At 63.6% G+C, this 24,392-nt stretch carries 23 protein-coding genes; 15 read left to right on the top strand and 8 right to left on the bottom strand.

Annotated elements, in window-relative coordinates; all coding sequences use genetic code 11:
* Nucleotides 1-53 precede the first annotated feature (53 nt).
* From NKG60_RS20085 to lpxK, 4 genes are read left to right on the top strand one after another with little or no spacing between them, the layout of a single operon-like run.
* On the top strand, nucleotides 54-299 hold the full coding sequence (locus NKG60_RS20085; protein ID WP_023674378.1) for a DUF4170 domain-containing protein: 246 nt from the start codon (nucleotides 54-56) through the stop codon (nucleotides 297-299).
* Between the two features lie 5 nt (nucleotides 300-304).
* Nucleotides 305-1,084: a lysophospholipid acyltransferase family protein gene (locus NKG60_RS20080; protein ID WP_352663079.1), complete on the top strand. Its 780-nt coding sequence runs from the start codon at nucleotides 305-307 to the stop codon at nucleotides 1,082-1,084.
* Nucleotides 1,081-2,397, top strand: coding sequence for a lipid IV(A) 3-deoxy-D-manno-octulosonic acid transferase (gene waaA / locus NKG60_RS20075; protein ID WP_352663076.1), 1,317 nt, complete (start codon nucleotides 1,081-1,083; stop codon nucleotides 2,395-2,397). Before NKG60_RS20080 ends, waaA begins: the two co-directional genes overlap by 4 nt.
* Before the next feature lies 1 nt (nucleotide 2,398).
* Nucleotides 2,399-3,427 (top strand): tetraacyldisaccharide 4'-kinase, encoded by a 1,029-nt coding sequence (gene lpxK / locus NKG60_RS20070; RefSeq protein WP_352663073.1) that lies wholly within the window; start codon nucleotides 2,399-2,401, stop codon nucleotides 3,425-3,427.
* Nucleotides 3,428-3,676: 249 nt separating this feature from the next.
* On the opposite strand, the gene NKG60_RS20065 is transcribed toward lpxK, so the two are convergent.
* On the bottom strand, nucleotides 3,677-3,910 hold the full coding sequence (locus NKG60_RS20065) for a DUF2093 domain-containing protein (protein ID WP_031211156.1): 234 nt from the start codon (nucleotides 3,908-3,910) through the stop codon (nucleotides 3,677-3,679).
* A gap of 230 nt (nucleotides 3,911-4,140) precedes the next feature.
* A complete protein-coding gene (locus NKG60_RS20060) occupies nucleotides 4,141-5,067 on the bottom strand; it encodes a LysR substrate-binding domain-containing protein (RefSeq protein WP_352663070.1) in 927 nt (308 codons plus the stop codon).
* Between the two features lie 90 nt (nucleotides 5,068-5,157).
* On the opposite strand from NKG60_RS20060, the gene NKG60_RS20055 reads away from it, so the two are divergent.
* Nucleotides 5,158-6,051: a DMT family transporter gene (locus NKG60_RS20055; protein WP_352663067.1), complete on the top strand. Its 894-nt coding sequence runs from the start codon at nucleotides 5,158-5,160 to the stop codon at nucleotides 6,049-6,051.
* 243 nt (nucleotides 6,052-6,294) lie between these two features.
* On the opposite strand, the gene mutL is transcribed toward NKG60_RS20055, so the two are convergent.
* On the bottom strand, nucleotides 6,295-8,145 hold the full coding sequence (mutL, locus tag NKG60_RS20050; RefSeq protein ID WP_352663064.1) for a DNA mismatch repair endonuclease MutL: 1,851 nt from the start codon (nucleotides 8,143-8,145) through the stop codon (nucleotides 6,295-6,297).
* Between the two features lie 80 nt (nucleotides 8,146-8,225).
* Nucleotides 8,226-9,128: a LysR family transcriptional regulator gene (locus NKG60_RS20045; protein WP_352663061.1), complete on the bottom strand. Its 903-nt coding sequence runs from the start codon at nucleotides 9,126-9,128 to the stop codon at nucleotides 8,226-8,228.
* A gap of 103 nt (nucleotides 9,129-9,231) precedes the next feature.
* On the opposite strand from NKG60_RS20045, the gene NKG60_RS20040 reads away from it, so the two are divergent.
* Nucleotides 9,232-10,221: a zinc-dependent alcohol dehydrogenase family protein gene (locus tag NKG60_RS20040; protein ID WP_352868096.1), complete on the top strand. Its 990-nt coding sequence runs from the start codon at nucleotides 9,232-9,234 to the stop codon at nucleotides 10,219-10,221.
* Between the two features lie 20 nt (nucleotides 10,222-10,241).
* Here NKG60_RS20040 and NKG60_RS20035 read toward each other — a convergent pair whose 3' ends face one another.
* Nucleotides 10,242-11,144 carry a LysR substrate-binding domain-containing protein gene (locus NKG60_RS20035; RefSeq protein WP_352975381.1) on the bottom strand — a complete coding sequence of 301 codons (903 nt, stop codon included), beginning with the start codon at nucleotides 11,142-11,144 and terminating at the stop codon, nucleotides 10,242-10,244.
* Between the two features lie 92 nt (nucleotides 11,145-11,236).
* Between NKG60_RS20035 and NKG60_RS20030 the strand changes: the two genes are divergently transcribed.
* The 5 genes from NKG60_RS20030 to NKG60_RS20010 all read left to right on the top strand — a co-directional run bounded on the left by NKG60_RS20030 (nucleotide 11,237) and on the right by NKG60_RS20010 (nucleotide 16,821).
* On the top strand, nucleotides 11,237-12,787 hold the full coding sequence (locus NKG60_RS20030) for a trimethylamine methyltransferase family protein (RefSeq protein WP_352663052.1): 1,551 nt from the start codon (nucleotides 11,237-11,239) through the stop codon (nucleotides 12,785-12,787).
* A gap of 41 nt (nucleotides 12,788-12,828) precedes the next feature.
* The gene (locus NKG60_RS20025; RefSeq protein WP_352663049.1) at nucleotides 12,829-14,478 is read left to right on the top strand and encodes an ABC transporter substrate-binding protein; all 1,650 of its coding nucleotides are present in this window, start codon (nucleotides 12,829-12,831) and stop codon (nucleotides 14,476-14,478) included.
* Between the two features lie 105 nt (nucleotides 14,479-14,583).
* Nucleotides 14,584-15,063 carry a DUF3828 domain-containing protein gene (locus NKG60_RS20020; RefSeq protein ID WP_352663046.1) on the top strand — a complete coding sequence of 160 codons (480 nt, stop codon included), beginning with the start codon at nucleotides 14,584-14,586 and terminating at the stop codon, nucleotides 15,061-15,063.
* Nucleotides 15,064-15,067: 4 nt separating this feature from the next.
* The gene (locus tag NKG60_RS20015) at nucleotides 15,068-15,625 is read left to right on the top strand and encodes a hypothetical protein (RefSeq protein WP_352663043.1); all 558 of its coding nucleotides are present in this window, start codon (nucleotides 15,068-15,070) and stop codon (nucleotides 15,623-15,625) included.
* A gap of 11 nt (nucleotides 15,626-15,636) precedes the next feature.
* Nucleotides 15,637-16,821 carry a mandelate racemase/muconate lactonizing enzyme family protein gene (locus NKG60_RS20010; RefSeq protein ID WP_352663040.1) on the top strand — a complete coding sequence of 395 codons (1,185 nt, stop codon included), beginning with the start codon at nucleotides 15,637-15,639 and terminating at the stop codon, nucleotides 16,819-16,821.
* A gap of 29 nt (nucleotides 16,822-16,850) precedes the next feature.
* On the opposite strand, the gene queF is transcribed toward NKG60_RS20010, so the two are convergent.
* Nucleotides 16,851-17,312 (bottom strand): preQ(1) synthase, encoded by a 462-nt coding sequence (gene queF, locus NKG60_RS20005; protein ID WP_023674394.1) that lies wholly within the window; start codon nucleotides 17,310-17,312, stop codon nucleotides 16,851-16,853.
* A gap of 114 nt (nucleotides 17,313-17,426) precedes the next feature.
* Between queF and NKG60_RS20000 the strand changes: the two genes are divergently transcribed.
* Nucleotides 17,427-19,472, top strand: a complete 2,046-nt coding sequence (locus NKG60_RS20000; protein WP_352663037.1) for an oxidoreductase — start codon at nucleotides 17,427-17,429, stop codon at nucleotides 19,470-19,472.
* Nucleotides 19,473-19,612: 140 nt separating this feature from the next.
* On the opposite strand, the gene NKG60_RS19995 is transcribed toward NKG60_RS20000, so the two are convergent.
* Complete coding sequence (locus NKG60_RS19995; RefSeq protein WP_023674396.1) at nucleotides 19,613-20,020, bottom strand: hypothetical protein; 408 nt, start codon at nucleotides 20,018-20,020, stop codon at nucleotides 19,613-19,615.
* A 118-nt stretch (nucleotides 20,021-20,138) separates the two neighbouring features.
* On the opposite strand from NKG60_RS19995, the gene NKG60_RS19990 reads away from it, so the two are divergent.
* Both NKG60_RS19990 and NKG60_RS19985 read left to right on the top strand, forming a co-directional pair.
* A complete protein-coding gene (locus tag NKG60_RS19990) occupies nucleotides 20,139-20,567 on the top strand; it encodes a MarR family winged helix-turn-helix transcriptional regulator (RefSeq protein ID WP_352663034.1) in 429 nt (142 codons plus the stop codon).
* Between the two features lie 22 nt (nucleotides 20,568-20,589).
* Nucleotides 20,590-20,832 (top strand): type II toxin-antitoxin system Phd/YefM family antitoxin, encoded by a 243-nt coding sequence (locus NKG60_RS19985; RefSeq protein ID WP_352663031.1) that lies wholly within the window; start codon nucleotides 20,590-20,592, stop codon nucleotides 20,830-20,832.
* A 5-nt stretch (nucleotides 20,833-20,837) separates the two neighbouring features.
* Here the strand turns inward: NKG60_RS19985 and NKG60_RS19980 are convergent, their stop codons facing one another.
* The gene (locus NKG60_RS19980; protein WP_352663028.1) at nucleotides 20,838-22,910 is read right to left on the bottom strand and encodes a putative bifunctional diguanylate cyclase/phosphodiesterase; all 2,073 of its coding nucleotides are present in this window, start codon (nucleotides 22,908-22,910) and stop codon (nucleotides 20,838-20,840) included.
* Between the two features lie 264 nt (nucleotides 22,911-23,174).
* Between NKG60_RS19980 and NKG60_RS19975 the strand changes: the two genes are divergently transcribed.
* On the top strand, nucleotides 23,175-24,362 hold the full coding sequence (locus NKG60_RS19975) for a glycine C-acetyltransferase (protein ID WP_352663025.1): 1,188 nt from the start codon (nucleotides 23,175-23,177) through the stop codon (nucleotides 24,360-24,362).
* Nucleotides 24,363-24,392 lie beyond the last annotated feature (30 nt).

The following is a 24,392-nucleotide window of genomic DNA, read 5'->3' as shown; positions in this document are numbered from 1 at the left end:
TCGGCGGCTTTGGTCTAGACCTGTCCCAAACTCACGATATGTGAAGGATCGACATGGCCGCTGAAGACGGAAAGAAACAGCTTTTGCACCTGGTGTTCGGCGGCGAACTCAAGAAGCTGGGCGGCACCGAATTCCGCGATCTCGACGCGCTCGACATCGTCGGCATCTATCCGGACTATCAATCGGCGCACGCCGTCTGGAAGGCCAAGGCGCAAGCCAGCGTCGACAATGCCCATATGCGCTATTTCGTCGTTCACCTGCACCGCCTGCTCGACCCCGAAAACAAGGCTGTCGGTTGACATCGATGAACCATGAAGCGGTCAAGCGGTCAGCCCCGCGGTCGGCGGTCAGACGTCGCAAGCCGAAGACGTTCTGGCGCAAGATCCGCGAACCGCTGGCGCAGTCGCGATTCGTCAAGAATGCGCTTGCCGCACTGTTTGCGTATTTCGTCCGCCTTGTCCGCGTGACCAACCGCCTGGTCGAAGGATCGGCGAAGTTTTCCGGCGGCGCCTATGCGCAGCTCGAGCCTGGCATCATCGCACTCTGGCACGGGCAGCATCTGCTGACCCCGGCCTATTATCCCAAAGGACGGCCGCTGGTTGCCATGGTATCGCGCAGCGCCGATGCCGAGCTCAACGCCCTGATGGTCGAGAAATTCGGCATCGAGGCCGTTCGCGGCTCTGGCGGGCGCGAAAGCGCAAGGCATCTCGACAAGGGCGGTGCCAAGGCGCTCATCGCCCTCAAAAAGTCGCTCGCCACCGGCAAGAATGTCGCCATGATTGCTGATATTCCCCACGGCACACCGCGCGATGCGGGGCTCGGCGTCGTCCTCCTGGCGCGGCTGTCCGGCCGGCCGATCCTGCCTGCCGCGATAGCCACCAGCCGCCGCAAGGTGATCGAGGGCAGCTGGGACAAGACGACGATCAACTTGCCCTTCGGCCGCTCCTCGATTGTCGTCGGCACGCCTGTCTTCGTGCCGGCCAACGCCGACGCCGCGGAAATGGAACGCAAGCGCCAGGAGGTCACGGCCTCGCTCAATGCCGCGACCGCCGAGGCCTATCGCCTTGTGGACGGTTCGAAATGAGTATGCGCTGGGCGCGCGCCTTCCTGACGGCCTACCGCTTCGCCGGGGCCGTCGCCTACCCGCTGGTCGGACCTTACGTCGCCTGGCGCACGTCCAGAGGCAAGGAGGACCGCATTCGCCGGCGCGAGCGCTACGGCGTCGCCGGACGCGAGCGCCCCGAAGGCCCGGTGATCTGGATCCATGCAGCCAGCGTCGGCGAGACCATCGCCGTCGTGCCGCTGGTCGAGAGCATTCTCGATTACGGCGTCAACGTCGTGCTGACGACGGGCACCGTCACCTCGGCACAGGTCGCCGAAGAACGGCTGGGCGACCGCATCATCCACCAATATGTGCCGCTCGACCTCAAGCCGGCGGTCAGCCGCTTCCTCGACCATTGGCAACCGGACCTGGCGATCATCGCCGAATCGGAGATCTGGCCGATGACCATCCTGGAACTCGGCGCCCGCCGCGTGCCGCAGGTTCTGGTCAACGGCAGGCTGTCCGACCGCTCCTTCAAGTCCTGGAAGAAGCGCGCCAACATTGCCGAAGCATTGTTCGAAAATCTCGCCCATGTCGTCGCCCAGTCGGATCTCGATGGCGAGCGCTTCCTTTCGCTCGGCGCCCGGCCGGTCACCGTGTCCGGCAATCTCAAGGTCGACACCGCGCCGCCGCCGGCCGACGAACGGGCGTTGGCGGCGCTGAAACGCCAGATCGGCGGCCGCCCGACCTGGGCGGCGATCTCGACCCATGACGGCGAAGAGGCGGTCGCCGCCGAAGTTCACGCCATGCTGCACAAGCGCCACCACGGGCTCTTGACCATCATCGTGCCGCGCCATCCCGATCGCGCCGGTCAGCTGGCCGCCCAGATTTCCGGCATGGGCCTGAAGCTGGCGCAGCGCAGCAAGGGCGACAGGATCACCGCCGATACCGATATCCTGCTCGGCGACACGATCGGCGAGATGGGGCTTTATCTGAGGCTGACGGAAATCGCCTTTGTCGGCCGTTCGCTGACTTCCGAGGGCGGCCAGAACCCGCTGGAACCGGCCATGCTGGAGACGGCGGTGCTTGCCGGCCGCAACGTCCAGAATTTTCGCGAGGCTTATCAGCGCCTGCTCGACAGTGGCGGCGCCAAGCTGGTGCGCGACCGCGATATGCTGGCCGGCGCCGTCAATTTCCTTTTGACCGACGAGGCGGCCCGCCATGAGATGATGGCGGCGGGTGCGGCGACGGTCGACGAGATGCGCGGTGCGCTGGCGCATACGCTCAGGTCGCTCGAGCCCTATATCCAGCCGCTGGTCGTCAAGTCGCGCCTGAAGGGCGCGAACGGGCGCTGACGTGACCTCGGAAGCGCCACCCTTCTGGTGGGAAGAGCCGGACTGGCGGGTGACGGCGCTGTCGCCGCTCTCCGCCGTCTATGCGCTCGTCGCCGGTCGCCGCATGCGGCACGCGCCGCGCGAAAAGGTCGAGGCGCCGGTGCTCTGCGTCGGCAACTTCACCGTCGGCGGCACCGGCAAGACGCCAGTGGCGATCGCATTGGCCGAGCAGGCCCGGCGCATGCAGCTCAATCCGGGTTTCCTGTCGCGCGGCCATGGTGGCTCCTTCGCCCAGCCGCATATCGTCGATCCGCACCACGACGCCGCCAAGCATGTCGGCGACGAGCCGCTGCTTCTCGCCGAACACGCGCCGGTCGCGGTGACGCCGAACCGGGCCGCCGGCGCCAGGCTTCTGCTGGAGAAGCTCGGCTGCGATTTCCTGATCATGGATGACGGTTTTCAGAGCGCGCGCATCCACATCGACTATGCGCTCGTCGTCGTCGACGCGCGCCATGGCATCGGCAATGGCCGCGTCATCCCCGGCGGGCCGCTGCGGGCAAACATCGTCGACCAACTGGTCTTCACCAGCGCCTTGCTGAAGATGGGCGAGGGCACTGCGGCCGATACGGTCGTGCGCCAGGCAGCGCGCGCCGGCAGGCCGATCTTCGAGGCGCACACCGCGCCGACCAGCAAGGTGACGCTGGCCGGCAGGCGGTTCCTGGCGTTCGCCGGCATCGGCCATCCCGACAAGTTTTTCGACACGGTAAGCGAGGCCGGCGGCGAGCTTGCGCTGACCCGACCATTTCCTGACCATCATTTCTACAGTGCGGACGAGCTTGCTGAATTGACGGCGACGGCGCGTAAAGCCGGTCTTGGCCTCATTACCACCGCCAAGGACGCTGCCCGCCTGCGTCACGGCGCAGCACCGCCGGAATTCCTCGACGGGCTCGACGTGCTGGAGATCGACACCGTCTTCGAGCTCGGCCACGTGCCGCAACGCATCATCGACGAGACGCTGGATGCCTGGCGGCAGCGCCGGCTTAAAGGCTGACCAGCAGCTCAGCACCGCGATGCGGGGACTGGAATTTGCAACTTTCCGCCGGTCGAACGTATTTTGTTCTTGCTTTGTGCCGGCAGCTATGCTACTAATTTGGGTATAGTGATGATTCACCGACGACCCGCCCTCGGCCCCGAGGCGGGTTTTTTATTTCAAGATAATCTCTAAGGTTTCGGTGTTGCCGGCCTGACGCCGCGGCAGAGCGCGAAGGGTCGCAACGGGGCGGCTTCCATTTGCGTCGGACTAGCGTCGGCGGCGTAGTTCCGGATGCGCTTCGATCTCGCGGCGCAGCGAGGCAGCGGCGTTCACATAAGGTTCCTGCCTGGCGACACTCCAATATTTAAGCTCGTCGAGCGGGATGCTCTCGCCGGTCACCGCGCAGCGCACGAAGGCGCCGGGGCTGGTCACCTGGAAGTCGCCGTCGAGATAGCGGATGCGGGCTTCCTTGCCGCCGGGGCCTTCGAAACGGTTCATCATGGGGTGGTGCCGAAATTCATGACGATGTCATCGCCACAAATTGCGGCGAGGTCAAGCTCGCTTGGCTTTGCCTGGTTCTGTTTCTGGCGGCACTTGTTCGAACAAGCCGGCAAAGCGGATGCCAATGCATGTCGCGCAAAAGTGTGCAGCGGTTTTGCGCGACATGCATAAACACAAGTACCTGAAGCGCGCCGCATCAGGCCGGTCGAACGCGACGCGCGTTAGGCATCTCATTCCTCGGCGATGATAAACTCTTCGATCTTCTCCGCTGGCAGCCCGGCCTGGACGGCGATGCGCCGGGCGAGTTCGGCGGCGGCGGCGCGCGGGCGCCCCAACGGCCGGTCGAGCCAGTAAGATATCGGGCTCAGCGCAGTGCGCTCGTCCACGGCGACGATGCGGCCCGATTTCAATTGGTCCACCGTCAACGGCGGACGCGCCAGCGCAATGCCGAGCCCGTGCGCGGCGGCGTCGAGCACGAGGTTGTAGTCCTCGAAACGGCGGTCGTGCGGCCGCGGCCGATAGTCCATCTCCTGCGCGGCGAACCAGGCGCGCCAGGCCGAAGCGTCGGAATCGTTGATCACCGGATAGTCGAGCAGCCGGGCAGGATCTCCGCGGCCGATCTCCCTGGCCAATTCCGGCGAGGCGACCGGGAACACATATTCTTCGAAAAGCTGCACCGAGATCCGGCCCGGAATGCGACCGCGCCCGCAGCGAATCGACAGGTCGATGCCTTCGTCGGCAAGATCGCCCTGGCGGATGTCGACGTCGAGCACGATGCGCAGCTTGGACGGGTGGTTCTCCAGCGCCGCCATGCGCGGCATCAGCCACAGCCCGCTGACCGAGGGGATCGAGGTCAGCCGCACCACCGCCGTACCGCGCGGCTCGACCCAACGGTCCGAATTGCTGGCGATCAGGGCAAAGGCTTCCGTGGTGCGCAGATGCAGGCGGTTGCCTTCGACGGTCAGAGAGACGCCGCGGGCGCCGCGATCGAAGACTTTCAGCCCGAGCCAGCCCTCGAGCTTGGCGATCTGCCGGCTGACGGCGCCGTGGGTAATGTTGAGCTTCTCGGCCGCCGCCGAAAAGCTGCCGGTCCGAGCGGCGGCGTCGAAGGCGCGCAGTGTTTCGAGCGGCAGCATCGGGTCTAAGCTGTGATCCATAGTCACAGCTGATCCTCGATTTGTTCGTTTGTCAACCGGCCCGCAATAGCGTTTCTCTACTTCATGGCATTGGATCGCGAGGACACCCAGATGAGCGCTTACACCGGCACGTTGAATACGACACAGCGCATGGATGCCAAGGCTGCCATCGCGGTGACGCTGACGGTGGTCGGCTGGGCCTCCGCCTTTCCGGCGATCCGCGCCGGCCTTGCCGCCTTCGGGCCGCTGGAACTTGGCGCGCTGCGCTTTGCCATCGCCGCGGTTCCGGCGGCGATCTTCCTCGCGGTCAAGCGGCCGGTACTGCCCAGGCTCGATGAACTCTGGCGCTTTACCTTCGGTGGTGCCGTCTTCGTCGCGCTCTACACGGTGATGCTCAATTTCGGCGAACTGACCGTTTCGGCCGGTGCGGCCGGCTTCATCATCAATGTCAGCCCGATCTTCACCGCCATCATGGCCATGGCACTGCTCGGCGAACGCTTCTCGGGCCTGGCCTGGGCCGGCACATTCCTGTCCTTCGCCGGCATCGGCATCATCGCCATAGGCGAGGGGCAAGGCTTGCATTTCAACAGCGGTGCGCTGCTTGTCCTCGGCTCGGCGCTGTGCTCGGCCGTCAACACCATCGTCCAGAAGCCGCTGTTTGCCCGCCACCACCCGCTGACCATCTCGGCCTCGAACATGGTGCTTGGAGCGCTCTGCCTGTCGCCGTTCCTGCCGAGCGGCCTGGCGCAGGCGGCGGCCGCCGATACCGCCGGGCTCGGCGCGGTCATCTTTCTCGGCATCGTACCCAGCCTGATTGCCTATGCCGCCTGGGCAACCGCACTTTCCCGGCTGCCGGCGGCGCGTGCCTCAAACTTCCTTTATCTGGTGTCGCCGGTGGCGACGCTGATCGGCTTCTTCTGGCTGGGCGAGGTGCCGACGCTGCTCGGCATAGTCGGCGGGGCGCTGGCGCTGGGCGGCATCGTCGTCGTGAATTTGAAGAGGTAAGTCAGAGGGTTCGGAGGCTTGCTTGAATTAAAAAGAGCCGTATCGAACGGCTCTTTTTGATTTCCCCTCTCCGGTTTGCTTCGCAAACCACCTCTCCCCACCTTGTGGGGCGAGGAACCCAAGGTTTTCAAGATTGCGGCCTTTGGCGATTGGCGTTTCCTCGCCCCCACCAAACTGGGGGACAGGTGGCCGCGGAGCGGCCGGAGAGGGGGCTGCGCCAGCGGACGTCGTAAGCCGCAGGCCCTACCGTCGCCCGAACAGCCGCTCGATGTCGGCGAGCTTGAGCTCGATATAGGTCGGGCGGCCATGGTTACAGGTGCCGGAGCCTGGCGTCGCCTCCATCTGGCGCAGCAGCGCGTTCATCTCTTCCGGTTTGAGCAGGCGGCCGGAACGCACCGAGCCGTGGCAGGCCATGGTCGCGGCTATTTTGTCCAGCCGCCCTTTCAGCGTGTCGACTGTGTCGTTGTCGGCGATCTCGTCGGCGAGGTCGCGCACCAGCTGCTGGACGTTGGTTTCGCCGAGCATCGACGGCGTCTCGCGCACCGCAACGGCGCCGGGGCCGAAGCGCTCGATGCCGAGGCCGAACCGGGCCAGCGTCTCGGAATGCATGGCAAGCCGCTCGGCGTCTTCCTCCGGCAGATCGACGATCTCCGGCAAAAGCAGCATCTGCGACGACACCGCGCGTGAGTGGAGGGCGTTCTTCAAGGCCTCGTAGACCAGCCGCTCATGCGCCGCATGCTGGTCGACGATGACAAGCGAATCCCTGGTCTGGGCGACGATATAATTCTCGTGCACTTGCGCGCGCGCCGCGCCCAATGCCGTGCCGAGCAGCGTCTCCGCCGCTTCGTTTTGGCCGGCGCGCGCGTCGGCACTGTGCAGCGGTCCGGCATCGAAGGCCGTCTGCTCGTCCTCGCCGAACCCGCCGCCCACATCGAGCGGCCGCTGTGGCGAGCGGCCAGGATCGAACCCGGCAAAGCCGGAGGCCCGATAGGCGGCCTCGTAGCTGCGGTGGCCGTTGGCCGGCCCGCCATGCGCATAGGATGCCGCGCCTGGCCGGAACGCCGCCATCATGCCGGCGGCCCCGGTGGTGGCGGCGCGGATGCCGGCATTGGCCAGCGCTTCGCGGATGGCGCCGACGATCAGCCCGCGCACCAGCCCCGGGTCGCGGAAGCGCACGTCTGCCTTGGCCGGATGGACGTTGACGTCGACGATCGCCGGATCGAGCGTCAGGAACAGCACGGTGACGGCATGGCGGTCGCGCGGCAGCACGTCGGCGAAGGCGCCGCGAATGGCGCCGGCGATCAATTTGTCACGCACCGGGCGGCCGTTGACATAGGCGTATTGCTGTAGCGCGTTGGCGCGGGTGAAGGAGGGGACCGAGACATGGCCGGCGAGGTGCACGCCGTCCCGCATCGCGTCGATGGCGATCGCATTGTCCGGAAAGTCGGCGCCCATCACCTGCGCCACACGGCGCAGCCGGCCTTCCGGGCTGTCGTCGGTCGCCGGCAGCTCCAGCGTCGAGCGGTCCGGGCCGGCCAGGGTGAAGCGCACGGCGGGGAAGGCGATGGCGATGCGCTTGACCACGTCGCCAATGGCCGAGCTTTCGGCGCGCTCGCCCTTCATGAATTTGAGCCGCGCCGGCGTGGCGAAGAACAGGTCGCGCACCTCGACCGTGGTGCCGCGATTGGCCGCCGCCGGCCTGACGGCGGAGACGCGGCCGCCGTCGATGCCGATCTCGGCGGCGTTTTCACTGGACGCGGTGCGCGAGCGGATCGACAGCCGCGCCACCGAGCCGATCGACGGCAAGGCCTCGCCGCGGAAGCCAAGCGAGCGAATGTCGTGAATGTTGTCGGCGAGCTTGGAGGTGCAATGGCGCGCAATCGCCAGGGCCAGTTCCTTTTCCGGAATGCCCGAGCCGTCGTCGCTGACGCGGATCAGGTTCAGCCCGCCACCGGCGGTGACGATCTCTACGCGCGTCGCGCCGGCGTCGAGTGCATTCTCGACCAGTTCCTTGACCACGCTTGCCGGACGCTCGATGACTTCGCCGGCGGCGATCTGGTTGATCATCGTTTCGGAAAGCTGGCGGATGGGCATGGCAGCACTATAGGCGGATTCGTGGTCGATGCGGGAGGGCGGAATTGAGGAAATCCACGCAGCTGAACGCGCTCGTGCACTCAACTCATGAGCTTGGGCAGCGCTGCCGCCAGTGCGTCGACGGCAAGGCGGACTTTCATCGGCAGATGTGGCGTCTGCAACCAAACGGCATGAACGTCGTAGAGAAACTTCGGCTGTTCCGGCAACAGCGGGACAAGCGCGCCCGCCTGGATGCGCTGGCGCACCAGCCAGTATGGCAGCCAGGCGAGCCCCATGCCGGCGGCCGCGGCATCGGCGATGGCATCGAGATCGTCGAGCCATAATCTGCCGACGGGCTTAACCTCCATCGCGGGCTGGCCGTTGTGCGGAAACAGCCACGGCTGAACGGCACGCCCGGAACGGCGGTAGATGATCGCATGATGGCTGCCGAGGTCATCTATCTGCTGCGGCTGGCCGTGCCGCTCAAGATAGGGCGGCGACGCGCAGACGACCATATGCTGGCGCGCGATGCGACGCGCTATCACCCCGGTCTGGTCCTCCAGATCGCCCGTGCGGACAGCGAAGTCGCAGCCATCCTCTACGAGATCGGCGATGGCATCGCTGAACGATAGGTCAAGTTCCAGCGCGGGATATTGCTGCGCAAGCCCGAACAGGATCGGGGCAACGCAGCGCCGGCCGAAATGCATCGGCATGAGCACACGCAGCTTTCCGCGCGGCTCGGCAAGCTGGTCGGCCGCCAACGCATCCGCGGCCTCCGCTTCAGCAAGCACCAGCCGGCAGCGTTCATAATAGGCGCGCCCGAAATCCGTCAGGCTTTGGCGGCGCGTGGTCCGGTTGATGAGGCGCACGCCCAGGCGCTCCTCGAGAAACCGGACATGCTTGCCGACCATCGGCCCGGACAGATCGAGAGCGGCGGCCGCGGCCGCGAACGAGCCCAGGTCGACGGCTTTGACGAACACGGCCATGCTCGTAAGGCGATCCATATTCAAAACCCACAGTTTCTGCTGATCTACTCAAACGGCCATTTATCCGCCTGATCGCCGCTGGCATAGCACATTCAGTTCAAATATTTTGGAGTCGTGACCGATGGCACGTGTCGTTCGTTTTTATGAGCTGGGTGGTCCCGAGGTTCTGCGCATCGAGAATGTCGACATGTCCGCGCCTGGGCGGGGCGAGGTTCAGATCCGTGTCAAGGCGTTGGGCCTCAACCGGGCCGAGGCGCTGCTGCGTTCAGGCAGATATATCCAGACCGCGCCGTTGCCTTCCGGTCTTGGGCTCGAGGCGGCGGGTATCGTCGAGATGGTCGGTGAAGGCGTGGACGGCTTTGCGCCGGGCGATGCCGTCAGCGTGGTGCCGCCATTGTCGATGGCCCGCTGGCCTGCCTATGGTGAGATTGCCACATATCCCGCCGAGCTCGTCGTCAAGCACCCGCCATCGCTGAGCTGGGAAGAGGCCGCCGCAGCGTGGATGCAATATCTCACGGCCTGCGGTGCGCTGGTCGACATTGCCAAACTTGGCAGGGAGGACTTTGTCGTTATCACCGCGGCGTCGAGCAGCGTCGGACTTGCGGCGATCCAGATCGCCAACATGATTGGCGCGACCCCGATCGCGGTCACACGGACATCTGCCAAGAAGCGGGCTTTGCTTGAGTTCGGCGCGACCCACGTCATCGCCTCGGCAGAGGAGCATCTGGAAGCCAGGCTGAAGCAAATCGCCGGCCCGGACGGCGTGCGCGTGGTGTTCGACGCGGTCGGCGGGCCGATCTTCGAGCCTCTGACGGCAGCGATGGCTCCGGGTGGCATTCTCATCGAATATGGCGGCTTGAGCCTCGACCCGACACCTTTTCCGCTACCTGCAGTGCTGGCAAAGACACTGACGCTGCGCGGTTATCTCGTCCACGAGATCGTGCGCGATCCAGTCCGGCTGCAGGCCGCCAAGGCGTTCATCCTTGACGGACTGAGCTCGGGTTCGCTGAAGCCGGCAATCGCCAGGACCTTTCCGTTCGACCAGATCGTCGAGGCGCACCGTTATCTCGAATCCAACGAACAATTCGGCAAGATCGTCGTGACGGTTTGACCGGGCATTGTGGGATAGCCTCACGCCTGCGCCGCCAGCCAGTCCCGCACCTTGCGGGCGTTGTCGCTGAGCTCGCGGTTCCTCGACCAGATGACATGAAAGCCCTTGCCGGTCGTCATCGTGTGGCCGGTGACGCGCACCAGCAGCCCTGATGCCAGCAGCCGCTCGGCGAGGTGACCCCAGCCGAGCGCGATGCCTTGCCCTTCCATCACTGCCTGGATCACCAGCGCATAGTCGTTGATACGCAAGCCACGCCCGGCATCGGCGATGTCGACACCGGCCGAGGCGAACCACTCGTCCCAGCTGGCGGCCTCGCGAAACGGCTCTTCGAGATGAATGAGGCGGTGCGATGGAAGGTCCGCGACGCGCTCCGGCAGCCCGAACCGGGCCACATAACTAACGCCGGCGACGGGGAATATCACTTCATCGGCCAGCGGCAGCGAATGATAATCCGGCCATTCCCTGGGCTCGCCGCCGCGGACACCAAGCGGGATATCCTCGGCGATGATGTCGAGATCGCGATCGGCGGTCTGGATGCGCAGGTCGATGCCCGGCAATTCGTCGCGAAACTGCTGCAGGCGCGGCATCATCCAGAACGAGGCGAAAGCGGTCGAGGCGGCGAGCGTCACATGAGCGCCGACGGCGATCTGGCGCAGGTCTTCCGCCGACTTGCGAATGTGGGACAGGCCGAGCGAGACGTCGGCATGGAAGCGGTCGCCGGCCTCGGTAAGGCTGACTTGCCGGTGGCGGCGCTGGAAGAGTTTCGCGCCGAGCTGCTCTTCGAGCCTGCGGATCGCATAAGACACGGCAGCCTGCGTCATGCCGAGCTCGCGCCCGGCGGCGGTAAAGCTCGACAGCCGCCCGGCGGCCTCGAAAACGATCAGGCTGCCGGCCGACGGCAGCAGGTGGCGCAAGCTTCGCATAAGCTGAGCTTATACAAGAGATCAGGATTTTCCAGCGTCACAGCTGCATTTTGTCTGGCTAGATTGGTCACCAACAGGAATATGGAGCCTCCATGAACGCACCGGCCGTTGAAGTGAGCGAACACACCAATCGTCGCGCGGGTGGCCGCCTGGGGCGCAAGGCGCTGCGGGGAGCTCCCGTAGCGTCATTTCCGACCCTGGTTCGCAAGATTCCGGTGTATCAGATGGTCCCGGACGAGGCGGTGGAGCTCATCCACCAGGAGTCGCTCTCGATCCTCGAAGAGGTGGGATGCGAGTTCCGCGACGACGAGGCTATCGCACTGTGGAAGGCGGCGGGCGCCGATGTCTCGGAGACAAGGGTCCGCATAGACCGCGCCCTGCTGATGGACCTCGTATCGAAGGTCCCGTCGGAGTTCACGCTCAATGCGAGGAATCCCCAGCGTTCCGTACGTGTGGGTGGCAACAACTCCATCTTCGTGCCGATGTACGGGGCGCCTTACGTGCGCGACCTCGACAACAACAGGCGCTACGGCACACTCGCCGACCTCAACAATTTCCACAAGCTCGCCTACATGGCGCCGGCGCTGCATTCGTCGAGCTCGATCATCTGCGAGCCGATGGAAATCGCGGTGCCGAAGCGTCACCTCCACATCATCCATTCGGCGCTGAAGCACTCCGACAAGCCGTTCATGGGCATCGTGACCTCCAAGGATCGAGCCGAAGATACGATGGCGATGGCAGGCATCGTGTTCGGCGAGGACTATGTCCGCGACAACCCAGTCCTGGTGGCCATCACCAACTGCAATTCGCCGCTGGTCTGGGATGCCACCATGCTGGACGCGATGAAAGTCTATGCGCGCCACAACCAGCCGCTGATCCTCGCGCCCTTTGCCCTTTGCGGCGCCTCGACTTCGGCCTCTGCCGTCGGTGCGGTCGCGCAGGTCAATGCCGAAGCGCTGGCGGGCGTCGCGTTCACACAGCTCTTGCGTCCGGGTTCGCCGCAGATCTACGGACAGTTCATGGTGACGGTCGACATGAAGACCGGCGCTCCCATGGGCGGCACGCCGGAGGCGGCCCAGATGATGTATCTCATGGGCGCGCTCGCGCGGAAGTATCGGCTGCCGTGGCGCACGTCCGGTTTCCATGTCGGCTCGAAGCTCAACGACGCCCAGGCGGGCTACGAGGCGAACATGCTGATGCATGCCGCCATCCTTGCCGGCGCCAACTACATCTGGCACTCCGCCGGTTGGCTCGAGGCCGGCCTGACCTGCGGCTATTCGAAATTTGCGACCGACTGCGAGCAGCTTGTCGGCTGGTACAAATATGCTGGCGGGCTGCCGTTCGACGATTTCAAGGAGGCTATGGCGGCGATCCGCGAGGTCGGACCGCAGGGCCATTTCCTTGGCACCCAGCACACGCTCGAACATTTCGAGTCCGCCTTCTTCATACCGAGCATCATGGACTTCAATTCGTTCGAACAGTGGAAGGCGGAAGGAGCAAAGGACCACGACACCCGCGGCCGCGAGAAAGCGCGCAACATGCTCGCCGATTACGAGGAGCCGAAGCTCGATGAGGGCATCGCCGATGGTCTCAAAGATTTGATTGCGCGGCGCGAGGAGAAACTGCCGGACAGCGTTAGTTGATAACGGGCGAAGACCCGATGGGAACCATAACGGAGGAAAAAATGACACTCTTCAGAAGCAACGGTGATCGCGTACCGAGCGCCATCGAAGCGATGGCCAGCGAGGCTCGTGCAGGTCGTGTGGATCGGCGCGAGTTTCTGGCTCTCGCAAGCGCCTTCGGCGCATCGACGGCCTTTGCCTACGGCATGATCGGCCTCGCCGTGCCGCAGCGGGCCTTGGCTGAAGAGCCGAAGAAAGGCGGCACGCTCCACGTTTCGATGTCGGTGAAGGCACAAAAGGATCCGCGCACCTACGACTGGGTGGAACTTGCGAACATTTCGCGCTGTTGGCTGGAGCCGCTTGTCCGCTACACGCGCCAGTTCACTTTCGAGCCGGTTCTGCTCGAAAGCTGGGAGGTCAACGACGACGCCACCGAATACGTGCTGCATGTGCGCAAGGGCATCGCCTGGAACAACGGCGATGCTTTCGGCGCCGATGATGTGGCCTATAATCTGACGCGCTGGTGCGAGAAGGCTGCCGCCGGCAATTCCATGGCCGCGCGCGTTGGTGCGCTGATCGATGCAAAGACCGGCAAGGCCAGGGAAGGGGCGATCACCAAGGTCGACGACAACACGGTGAAGCTGAAGCTGAACGAACCGGACATCTCGCTGATCCCGAACTTCACCGACTATCCGGCGCTCGTGGTCCATCGCAACTTCGACGCCGACGGCGCCAATCCGATCGAGAAGCCGATTGGCACCGGGCCGTTCGAACTGGTGTCCTATTCGGTCGGCCAGAAAGCGATCGTCAAGCGTCGTGAGACTGGCAAGTGGTGGGGCGGTGAAGCGCTTCTCGACGGCGTCGAATTCATCGACTACGGAACCGATTTCAACGCCTCGATAAATGCATTCGACTCCGGCGAAATCGATCTCAACTTCGAGACGCCGGCCGACTTCATAGACATTCTCGACAAGATGGGGCTGGTAAAATCGGAGGTCGCGACAGCGACCACGCTCGTCGCCCGGACCAACATCACGAACAAGCCCTATGAAGACAAGCGGGTTCGCAACGCCCTCCAGATGGCCGTCGACAACAAAGCGGTGCTCGAACTTGGCTACGCCGGGCGAGGCACTGTTGGTGAAAACCACCACGTCAGCCCGATTCATCCGGAATACTACGCGCTGCCCAAGAAGACACGCGACGCCGCGGGCGCCAAGAAGCTTATGACGGAGGCCGGGCAGGACGACTTCGAGCATGAACTGATCACCGTCGAGGACGATTGGCAAAAGAACACCGGCGACGCTATTGCCGGCCAATTGCGCGATGCCGGGATCAAGGTGAAGCGCACCGTGCTGCCGGGGTCGACCTTCTGGAACGACTGGACGAAATACCCCTATTCGATGACCATCTGGTACATGCGCCCGCTTGGCGTCCAGGTGTTGGCGCTCGGCTATCGCACCGGCGAGGCCTGGAATGAAACCGGCTACTCGAACCCTGATTTCGACGCCAAGCTCAAGCAGGCTCTCTCGCTCATCGACGTCGAGAAGCGCCGCGAGGTCATGAAGGACATCGAGCAGATCCTGCAGGATTCGGGCGTCATCATTCAGCCGTTTTGGCAGAAGCTGTTCAGCCACATGAACGAGAAGGTGAAGGACTACGGTGTCCACCAAACCTTCGAGATGGATCTCCAGAATGTCTGGCTGAACGCCTGAGTTGCCAGCAGAGGAGGCGTTGCAGGATTTCATGGACCGCAAGAAAGCCGACGGGCAAGATGCGTGGTACTGATAGCTTCCGTCAGTGAACAATCGGGGACACGCATGAAACTGCCACTTTTTGTTGCCGCGCTTTCGATGGCCTTGCCGGCGGCCGCGTTTGCCGGCCCGGCTGCCAACGCCGTGAAGTTCTTTTATGTCCCGTCGGTCAAATTCGAGGCCGATGCGCAATATCGCGACCGCTTCACCGCGCCAGTGACGAAACTGTTTGAACTGAACGACAATGCGGCAAAGAACCATCCGGATGAAGTTCCCTGCATCGACTTCGCCCCTGGTCTCGATGCGCAGGACTATGACGAGAAGACCGTGGCCAAGACGCTGACCCTGGCTGAAACGCTCAATGGCGACAGCGCCGAGGTGACGGCGACGTTCAACCTTTTCCCGGAAGGCGATGATTCCAAACGCGAAATGGTCTGGTCGTTGAAGAAGATCGACGGCCAGTGGAAGGTCGCCGACATTACCTCGAAGACCAGCGGCTGGACGCTGAGTGCGCTCGAATGCCTGGCCGGGCAGCCCCCGGAGTGATGCCGTGCCTTGCCGCCGTCCCTGGGTTCTGGCGACTGCGTGCCTGCTGGCCGGATTGAGCAGCGCCGCCGCTCAGGGCCTGTTGGGCGCGCCACCAGCAGACGCGCCGGCCGACAATGCGGCACCTCCGCTCGCAGTTTTGCCGCCGGCAGAAAACGCGCCGGCCGCACCCGTGCAGCCGGGCTCGCCGACTGCGGTGGTGAAGCCGTTCTACGAGCATGCCGGGCTCGAGGTCGATCCGGCTCAGCGGGGCCATTTCACCGACCCGGCAAAGTCGGTGCTGGACAAGAGCGACGTGCTGCGCAAGTCGGGGCAGGGCGAGTGCCTCGATGCCAACATGGCGCTCGACAATGCCGAATACGACAAGGCGGAGATCGACAAGAGCCTGAAGACCATCGAAGCGGTCAGGGGCGACGAGGCCAAGGTCGTCGTCGCCTTCGTCGTCTCCGGCAATCCGCACCGGCTGGAATGGAAGTTCAAAAAGGTCGACGGCGACTGGAAGATATCGGACCTGCTCTCGGTGACCGGCGAATGGGCGCTAAGCCAATACCAGTGTGAGTGAGAACGGAACCGATGAAGATCAGCAACATCCGCGTCACCCACGTCAACGTCCCGCTCGATGCTCCGTTCTGGTGGACGGCTGGTCTCTACGGCGGCGCCTCGAAATCGATCGTAGAGGTCGAGACGGACGAAGGCGTGGTCGGACTGGGCGAGGCGCCATGGTGGCATTTCGGCGAGGTGATCAAGGCCGAGATCGCGCCGGCGCTGATTGGCGCCGATCCGCTCGACATCGCCGACTGCGAGGCGCGCTGTGTGCCGCCCTGGCAGATCACCGCCAACACCGGCGAAAACGCAGCCACGGTGGCGTTCGGCGCCGTCGAACTGGCGCTGTGGGATATAAGAGGCAAGGTCTTCGGTATGCCGCTCTATAAGCTGCTCGGCGGCGCGGTGCGCAAGGACATTCCGTTTTCGGAATATTTCGCCTTTCGCGCCGCTCAAGGCGGAGCCGGCGGCGAGATGACCGCCGAAGCGATCGTCGACTACTGTCTCGGCATGCGAGAACAGCACGGCTCGACGATCTTCGAGGGCAAGCTGATTATGGGCGATCCCGAGCTCGAGATCAGGACAGTGCGCACGCTGCGCGAGGCGCTTGGCGATAAGGCGCAGATCAAACTCGATTCCAACATGCAGTGGTCGCTGACCACAGCGCGTTGGGTACTGCGCGAGATCGAGCCATTCAACATCCGCAATTACGAGGATCCGGTCGCGACCTTCGAGGAGATGGCAGCGCTGCGCCAGCATTCGCGCATTCCTTTCTCCACGCACATCCCGGATATCAGACGGGCAGTCGCGCTCGGTGCGCCGGATTACTTCGTCTGCAATTTCGCAGCACTCGGCGGATTGTCGAAAACTCTGAAATTCATCGCCGCCTGTGAGGCGATGGGCAAGGGGTTCTGGTGCTATTCGAACGATCTCGGCATCATGACATCGGCTTATCTGCACGTCGTGGCGGCGACACCGTGGATCACCGAAGCATCGCAGTCGCTGTTTCGCTGGCAGATCGGCGATGTCATCAAGGACGGTCCTTTCCGCCAGACGGGCAATACGGTGCGCGTGCCGGAGGGTGACGGGCTGGGCGTCGAACTCGATCCGGCTGCGATGAAGCGCTGGGCGGGCCACTTCGCTGAACACGGGCCGATGGGCCATTTCAGTGACCCGAACAATCCCGGCCGCTACCGGCGGCTCCCGCTCAACTGATGCTACGTATTTTCCTCAGAAACTCAGGCTCACCCGCGCCCGCGATAGGGGGCGACGCCGGTGTCGGGCAGCCACACACCTTCCGGCGGCGCGCCGGTTTGCCAGAACACGTCGATCGGAATGCCGCCGCGCGGATACCAGTAGCCGCCAATGCGCAACCACAACGGCTTGGTCGCGGCGATGATGCGGCGGCCGATCATGACGGTGCATTCTTCGTGGAAGGCGCCATGGTTGCGAAACGAGGTCATGAACAGCTTGAGCGACTTCGATTCCACCAGCAGCGCATCGGGTGCGTAGTCGATGACGATATGGGCGAAGTCCGGCTGGCCGGTGACCGGGCAGAGCGAAGTGAATTCCGGGCAGGTGAAGCGAACGATGGCCGGCGGGCCGTCGCCGCGCGAAAACGGCACGGTTTCCAGGACTGCCGCTTCGGGGCTCTGTGGCGCCTCGACGTTGGTGCCGAGCTGGGTGAGGTTTTTCGTATCGGTCATGGGCAGGTTCCTTGCTGCATGTCGCCCAAAACTGCGCAGCGATTTTGGGATAGCGACATGCGTAAAAACAAAAATTTGCCGCTCATTAGCACAATTTGAAACAGCAGGAAGACGATGACTAGCAACGACCCGCTCCTCCAGCCCTATCAGCTCAAGCATCTGACGCTGAAGAACCGGGTGATGTCGACCAGCCATGAGCCGGCCTATTCCGAGGACGGCATGCCGAAGGAACGCTACCGGCTCTACCATGCCGAAAAGGCCAAGGGCGGCATGGCGCTGACCATGACCGCCGGTTCGGCGATCGTCTCGCGCGACAGCCCGGCCGCTTTTGGCAATCTGCATGTCTATGACGACCGCATCGTGCCATGGCTCGCCGAGCTTGCCGATGCCTGCCACGAGCACGATTGCAAGGTGATGATACAGATCACCCATCTCGGCCGCCGCACCGGTTGGAACAAGGCCGACTGGCTGCCCGTTCTGTCGGCTTCGCCGGTGCGCGAACCGGCGCATCGCGCCTTTCCCAAGACTATCGAGGACTGGGATATCGAGCGCATCGTCGCCGACTATGCGGCGGCCGCCCAGCGCTGCCAGGCAGCCGGTCTCGATGGCATCGAATTCGAGGCCTACGGCCACCTGATGGACGGCTTCTGGTCGCCGGCTACCAACCAGCGCGACGACGATTTCGGCGGCTCGCTCGACAACCGGCTGCGCTTCACCGGCATGGTGCTCGATGCGGTGCGTGCCGCGGTCGGCGAAAAGTTCGTCGTCGGCATCCGCATGGTCGCCGACGAGGACTTCGAGAAAGGCCTGTCGAAACAGGAAGGCGTCGAAATCGCCAGGCGGCTGGCCGGCTCCGGCAAGGTCGATTTCCTCAACATCATCCGTGGCTCGATCGAGACCGACGCCGCGCTGACAAAAGTCATCCCGGTGACCGGCATGCGGTCGTCACCGCATCTCGACTTCGCCGGGGAAGTGAGGGCGGCGACGAAATTCCCGACCTTCCATGCGGCGCGGATTTCCGACGTCGCCACCGCGCGCCACGCCATCGCCGCCGGCAAGCTCGACATGGTTGGCATGACGCGTGCCCACATTGCCGACCCGCACATCGTCAGGAAGGTGATGGAGGGCCGCGAGCACGAGATCCGCCCTTGCGTCGGCGCCACCTATTGCCTCGACCGCATCTATGAGGGCGGCGAGGCGCTGTGCATCCACAATGCGGCGACGGGCCGCGAGGCTGATATCCCGCATATCATACCGAAAACCGAGGGACCGAAGCGGAAGGTGGTCGTCGTCGGCGCCGGCGCCGGCGGGCTGGAGGCAGCGCGCGTCGCCGCCGAACGCGGGCACCGGGTGACGGTGCTGGAAGCGTCGGGCCAGGCCGGCGGCCAGGTACGGCTGGCAACGCAGAACCCGCGCCGCAAGGAATTGATCGGCATCATCGACTGGCGCCTGGCCGAACTCGACCGGCTCGGTGTCGAGATCCGCTACGATACCTGGGCGGAGAAGGACGACGTACTGGCGCTGTCGCCGGACGTGGTGGTGATCGCCACCGGCGGCCTGCCGCAGAACCCGCCTCTGACGGCCGGCGACGATCTCGTCACATCGAGCTGGGACATCATGGCTGGCAGCGTCAAGCCGGCCGAGAATGTACTGCTCTATGACGACAATGGCGGCCATCAGGGTATGGGTGCTGCCGAACTGATCGCCAACAGCGGCGCCAGGCTGGAGCTGGTTTCACCCGAGCGCTTCTTCGCCCCAGAAATGGGCGGAATGAACCATGTGCCCTACATGCGCGCCTTCCAGGAAAAGGGTGTCACCGTCACCATCAACACACGGCTGCGTTCGGTGCGGCGCGAGGGCAACCAGCTGATCGCCGAGCTCGCTTCCGACTTCGCCGATGGCTGGCGCGGCGAGCGGCGAGTCGATCAAGTGGTGGTCGAGCACGGCACGCTGCCGCTCGACGATCTCTATCTGGCGCTGAAGCCGCTGTCGAAGAACGCCGGCGCGATCGATTACGAAAAACTGATCAATGGCGGCGACATCTTTCCGGTCCGCAATCCGCAGAGTGGCTTCGTACTCTTCCGCATCGGCGACGCTGTCGCCTCCCGCAACATCCATGCCGCCATCTACGACGGCATCAGGTTCGGCTTGCGGATCTGAGGAATATTTTGGATTGATTGGTGGCGCGCAGCCGAACCTCCGTACGGAGAGCCACCACGGTACTTCGGTCCGGTCTGCGCGCCGCGCACGCCGCCGGCCATCGCCGGGCACCGTACGATCTTGCGATTGCGGCAGGACGCTCAAAACATCCTGGCGGTGGCCATGCAGAACACGGTGATGACCAGCAGTCCGCCGGCGATGCGCTCGCCTTTTGTCATCTTCGCGCGCAACTGGGTTTGCTTCGCGGCATCAGCGCCAGCCAACTGCCTGCTGGCGGAACCCACCAGCGCGCCCTGAACCCCGGCGGCGATCAACGCCGTCAAGATGCCCAGCGCCAGTACCTTCTCCATCGAGCCGAAAGAGCCGTTGTGGAAGAAATACCACAGCAGCAAACCCGTGAGGAAAACCACGCCGGCCGCGCCCATTTGCGGCCGGAAGAAACGTTCCGCCCTGATCTCCGGTTCGCGGGCAACCGCGATGGTGGTGCCGGCCCAGAACACACCCGCCATGACGTGAAGGCCGAGGACGATAATGTAGACATATTGCATGACCGCATTTCCTCTCTTGCCCACCGCTAACCGTATTGATAGATATCAAATGATTAGATGTCAATGCATAAGCTCCGAGCCGGTTCCATAGGCTTTGCCCTTGTTCTAGTGTTGGACCATGACGCCGTTTGACCGCCCGCCGATCGGGATGAATCTCGCCCGCACCGCCAAGCTGGTCGCGCAGGCTTTCGACGCTGCCTTGGTCGAGGCCGGCGGCACGCTGCCGGTCTGGGTCACTTTGCTGTCTGTCAAGTCGCGGGAGCTGGCCAACCAACGCGAGCTCGCCGGCATGATCGGCATCCGGGGCGCAACGCTGACCCACCACCTCAACGCCATGGAGACCCAAGGCCTGCTGATGCGGCGCCGCGATCCCGAGAACCGCCGGGTTCACCAGGTGGAGCTGACCCAAGCCGGAGAAGCGTTGTTCCTGAAATTGCGCACCGCCGCGTTAGCCTTCGACAAACGGCTGCGGAAAGGACTGTCCGACGACAGGCTGGTGGAGTTTGCAGCGGTGCTGGCTGCGCTGCGAGCCAATGTCGAGAGCTAGAAATTTAGGCTAGGAAAACGCTATGCGCGTAATTTCGCTGAAGGACGCCAGGGCCACACTCTCGGCGGTGCTCGATCAGGTCATCACGGGAGAACCGGCCGTCATCACCCGGCGTGGCCGCAAGCAGGCGGTCATTCTGTCGTTCCAGGACTACGAAAGACTGGCGCTTGTGCCCAGCTTTGGACAATTCCTGGCAGCATTTCCCGGCGATGAGGGTGACCTTCCGCCTCGGCTCATCAGGTCGGTTCGCAAAGCCGGACCATGACGGATCTACGCCAGGCGGCCCTGCAGCACCGTCAGCCTGGCCTTTTTCGGCGTTCGCGCCACCAGCCATTCGCGCACCCTGTCCGGCGGCATCGGGAAAGCAATGGAATAGCCTTGCACCTGGTCGCAGCCGATCGCCATCAGCGAGTCGAGTTCGGCTTCGGTTTCAGCGCCCTCGGCAACGATCGAGATGCCGAGACCGCGAGCCAGTTCTGTGAGGGCTCGCACGATCTTGGTGTTGCCGCCGTTCTCGTTGATATTCTGGACGAAACGGCGGTCGATCTTCAGCCGGTCGATCTCGTTTGGATTGACATGGCTGAGCGATGCGTAGCCGGTGCCGAAATCATCGAGCTCAAGATGGATGCCGGCCGCGCGAATGTGCCGCAGCTTTGCCGCGATACCGGTCTTCTCGTCGTCGAGAATGACGGATTCGACGATCTCCAGCGATAGTTTGTGCGCTGGCAGGCCAGCCCTCTCCAGCATGTCGAACAGGAAGACTTCGAAATCTGTCTCGCGCAGCTCCGAGCCGGACACATTGACGGCGATCCGCCCGAAGCCGATGCCTGCGCGGTTCCATTCGGCTGCTTCGTCGATCGCCTTGGTAATGACGATGCGGCCAATCTCGGACATCAAGCCGCATTTTTCTGCGATTGGAATGAACTCGCCCGGCGCGATCATACCGCGCTCCGCATGCCTCCAGCGAGCCAAAGCCTCGATGCCACTGATGGCGCCGTCCGACAGCGACACCTGCGGCTGGAAATAGACCTCGAACGCCTTCTCCGAGATGGCGACCCTAATGTCGAGCTCGAGCTGCTTTCGATTGTCGAGTTCGCGCCTCAGCTCATCGGAGAAGAACGACAAACTGCCGCCGCCCTGCTTCTTGGCTGAATACAGCGCCAGATCGGCATGGACGAGCAGGTCCTGCGCATTGTCGGCATCGATCGGGTAGACCGCAATCCCGGCACTTACACCCGGATGGATCGTCGTGCCTCGGAATATGACCGGCTCATTGAGTTTGGCCAGCATGCGCCTGGCGACGACATCGATGTCTTCGGTGCTGCCGGCGTCGTTGAGGACCACAACGAATTCATCGCCTCCGAGACGCACGTTGAGATCCGACGTCCGGCAGGAATCGCGCATACGCTGCGCGGCCACCACCAGCACATAATCGCCAGCGGCATGGCCGAGCGTGTCGTTGATCTGCTTGAACCGGTCGAGGTCGAACTGCACCACGGCAACCCGTTCACGCCTTCGCCGCGCGCCGTTGATGAACGTATCGAAATGGTCGGTCAGGAAGGTGCGGTTGTGCAGGCCGGTTAGCCCGTCATGCACCGCAATAAAGGCCATGGAATTGCGTGCATCGACCAGCTCGCGCGTCCGGCGCAGGATGGCGTTCGACATCGGCCGGAAAATGAAAAGTGCCACCATCAGGATAACGCCGATGGTCGAGTAGAACAATGTCCGATGAAGATCGAGGAGCCTTTCGGAGCGCTGGTCCGCGTAGGCGCTGATGCGCTGGCCGAGTGCTGCGTAGCCCGACAATGTTGCGTTGGCAACGGATGCGTTCAGGTTGACGCGCTCCTCTCCACCTTTGTAGCCGCCGCTGCCAGTCGTGTTGAGCCGCGATTCGAATGAAGAGATCAGGCGCTCGCCGTTGGCGATAAGCCCAACCGAGAAGTAGTCGAGATGGTACGGCTTGGCGAAAAGCACGCTCTCGATCGATTTCGGATCGAACCTTGCCGGCGACACCGGATCGGCGGCGGTCCGCTCGAGTAGCAGATCGTAATTTTTCTCGAACTCCACCGTCGCTTGCTTGAGCGCGGTAACCAGGGCGCGCTGTTGATCGCGCGAGGCGCTGCCTGTCGCGCCGGCAAGGAAGACGATGCGCTGCGACAGGGCTTTTTGTGTGCTGACGATATCGAGCAGCGCTTGATTGTGCCGTTGGGTCGCCATCACCTGTTGCAGCAGGATGAAGGAGGCCACGACCATGGCGGCTATGATCAGCAGAGCCAGCCAGTAGCCCGATTTGATGAGGAGTATGAGCCTGCCTGAAACGGCGTGCACCGGCTGCTGCGACATTTTCTGAGGCGGCCTCTTGCCAACGAATTCTTGCGCGACAACCTTTGGCTTCAAAGTGTTAACAGGTTTGGGACGGCAACAGGCCGGCGGCGGCGACCGTGGCGGGAAACCCGCAAAGTGGTTATTGCAATCTTTCGCGGCGCCTCCGCATTTGAACATCGTGGCCTCTGCCGTGCCATTGCCGCCACCGGAGCGGTCGCTTTTGCGATGGATTTTTCGCCCGCGGGGCGCGACAGTCCTCATCGATCTCAACAGGGCCTGATCATGACCGAAGCATTCCTTTCCCACATCGACAGCGAGCTTGAAGGACTGAAAACGGCAGGCCTCTATAAATCCGAGCGGGTGATAAGCTCGACCCAATCGGCCGAGATCGAGGTCGGCGGCGAGAAGGTGCTGAATTTCTGCGCCAATAATTATCTCGGCCTCGCCGACAGCGCCGAACTGCGCGAGGCGGCCAAGCAGGCGCTCGACCGTTACGGCTACGGCATGGCGTCGGTGCGCTTCATCTGCGGCACGCAGGAAGAACACAAGCAGCTCGAGGCGACCATTTCTGACTTCCTCGGCATGGAGGACACCATCCTCTACGGCTCCTGCTTCGACGCCAATGGTGGCCTGTTCGAGACGCTGCTCGGCGAGGAGGATGCGGTCATCTCCGATGCGCTGAACCACGCCTCGATCATCGACGGGGTGCGGCTGTCGAAGGCAAAGCGCTTCCGCTACGCCAACAACGACATGGCCGATCTCGAAGCGCGGTTGAAAGAGGCGCGCGACTGCCGGTTCCGGCTGATCGCCACCGACGGCGTGTTCTCGATGGATGGCATCATCGCCAATCTGAAGGGCGTCTGCGATCTCGCCGACAAATATGATGCGATGGTCGTGGTCGACGACAGCCATGCAGTTGGTTTCGTCGGCAGGAATGGCCGTGGCTCGGCCGAACATTGCGGCGTCGAGGGCAGGGTGGACATCATCACCGGCACGCTTGGGAAGGCATTGGGTGGGGCGTCCGGCGGCTACACGTCGGGCAGGAAGCAGGTGGTCGACTGGCTGCGCCAGCGCTCGCGCCCCTATCTGTTTTCCAACACGCTGATGCCGGCGATCGCCGGCGCCTCGATCCGGGTGTTCGAACTGATCCGCAATGGCGATGCATTGCGTCAGCGCCTATATGCCAACGCAGCGCGGTTTCGCTCCGAGATGGGCAGGCTCGGCTTTACACTGGCTGGCGCCGACCATCCAATCATCCCGGTGATGCTGGGCGACGCGACGCTGGCGCAGGAGATGGCGGCGCGGATGCTGAGGCGCGGTATCTATGTCATCGGCTTCTCCTTCCCGGTGGTGCCGAAGGGCCAGGCGCGCATTCGCACGCAGATGTCGGCCGCCCATTCCAGCGCCGACATCGATCGTGCGGTTGAGGCGTTCGCCGCAGTCGGTCGCGAACTCGGCGTGATTTCCTGAACGGCCGGGACCGAAAAGCGATTCCGGATC

Source organism: Mesorhizobium sp. M1428 (genome assembly GCF_040317515.1).
Taxonomy (GTDB): domain Bacteria; phylum Pseudomonadota; class Alphaproteobacteria; order Rhizobiales; family Rhizobiaceae; genus Mesorhizobium.
The sequence above is the reverse complement of the archived record's forward strand: the minus strand, read 5'-3'. Positions and strand labels throughout refer to the sequence as shown.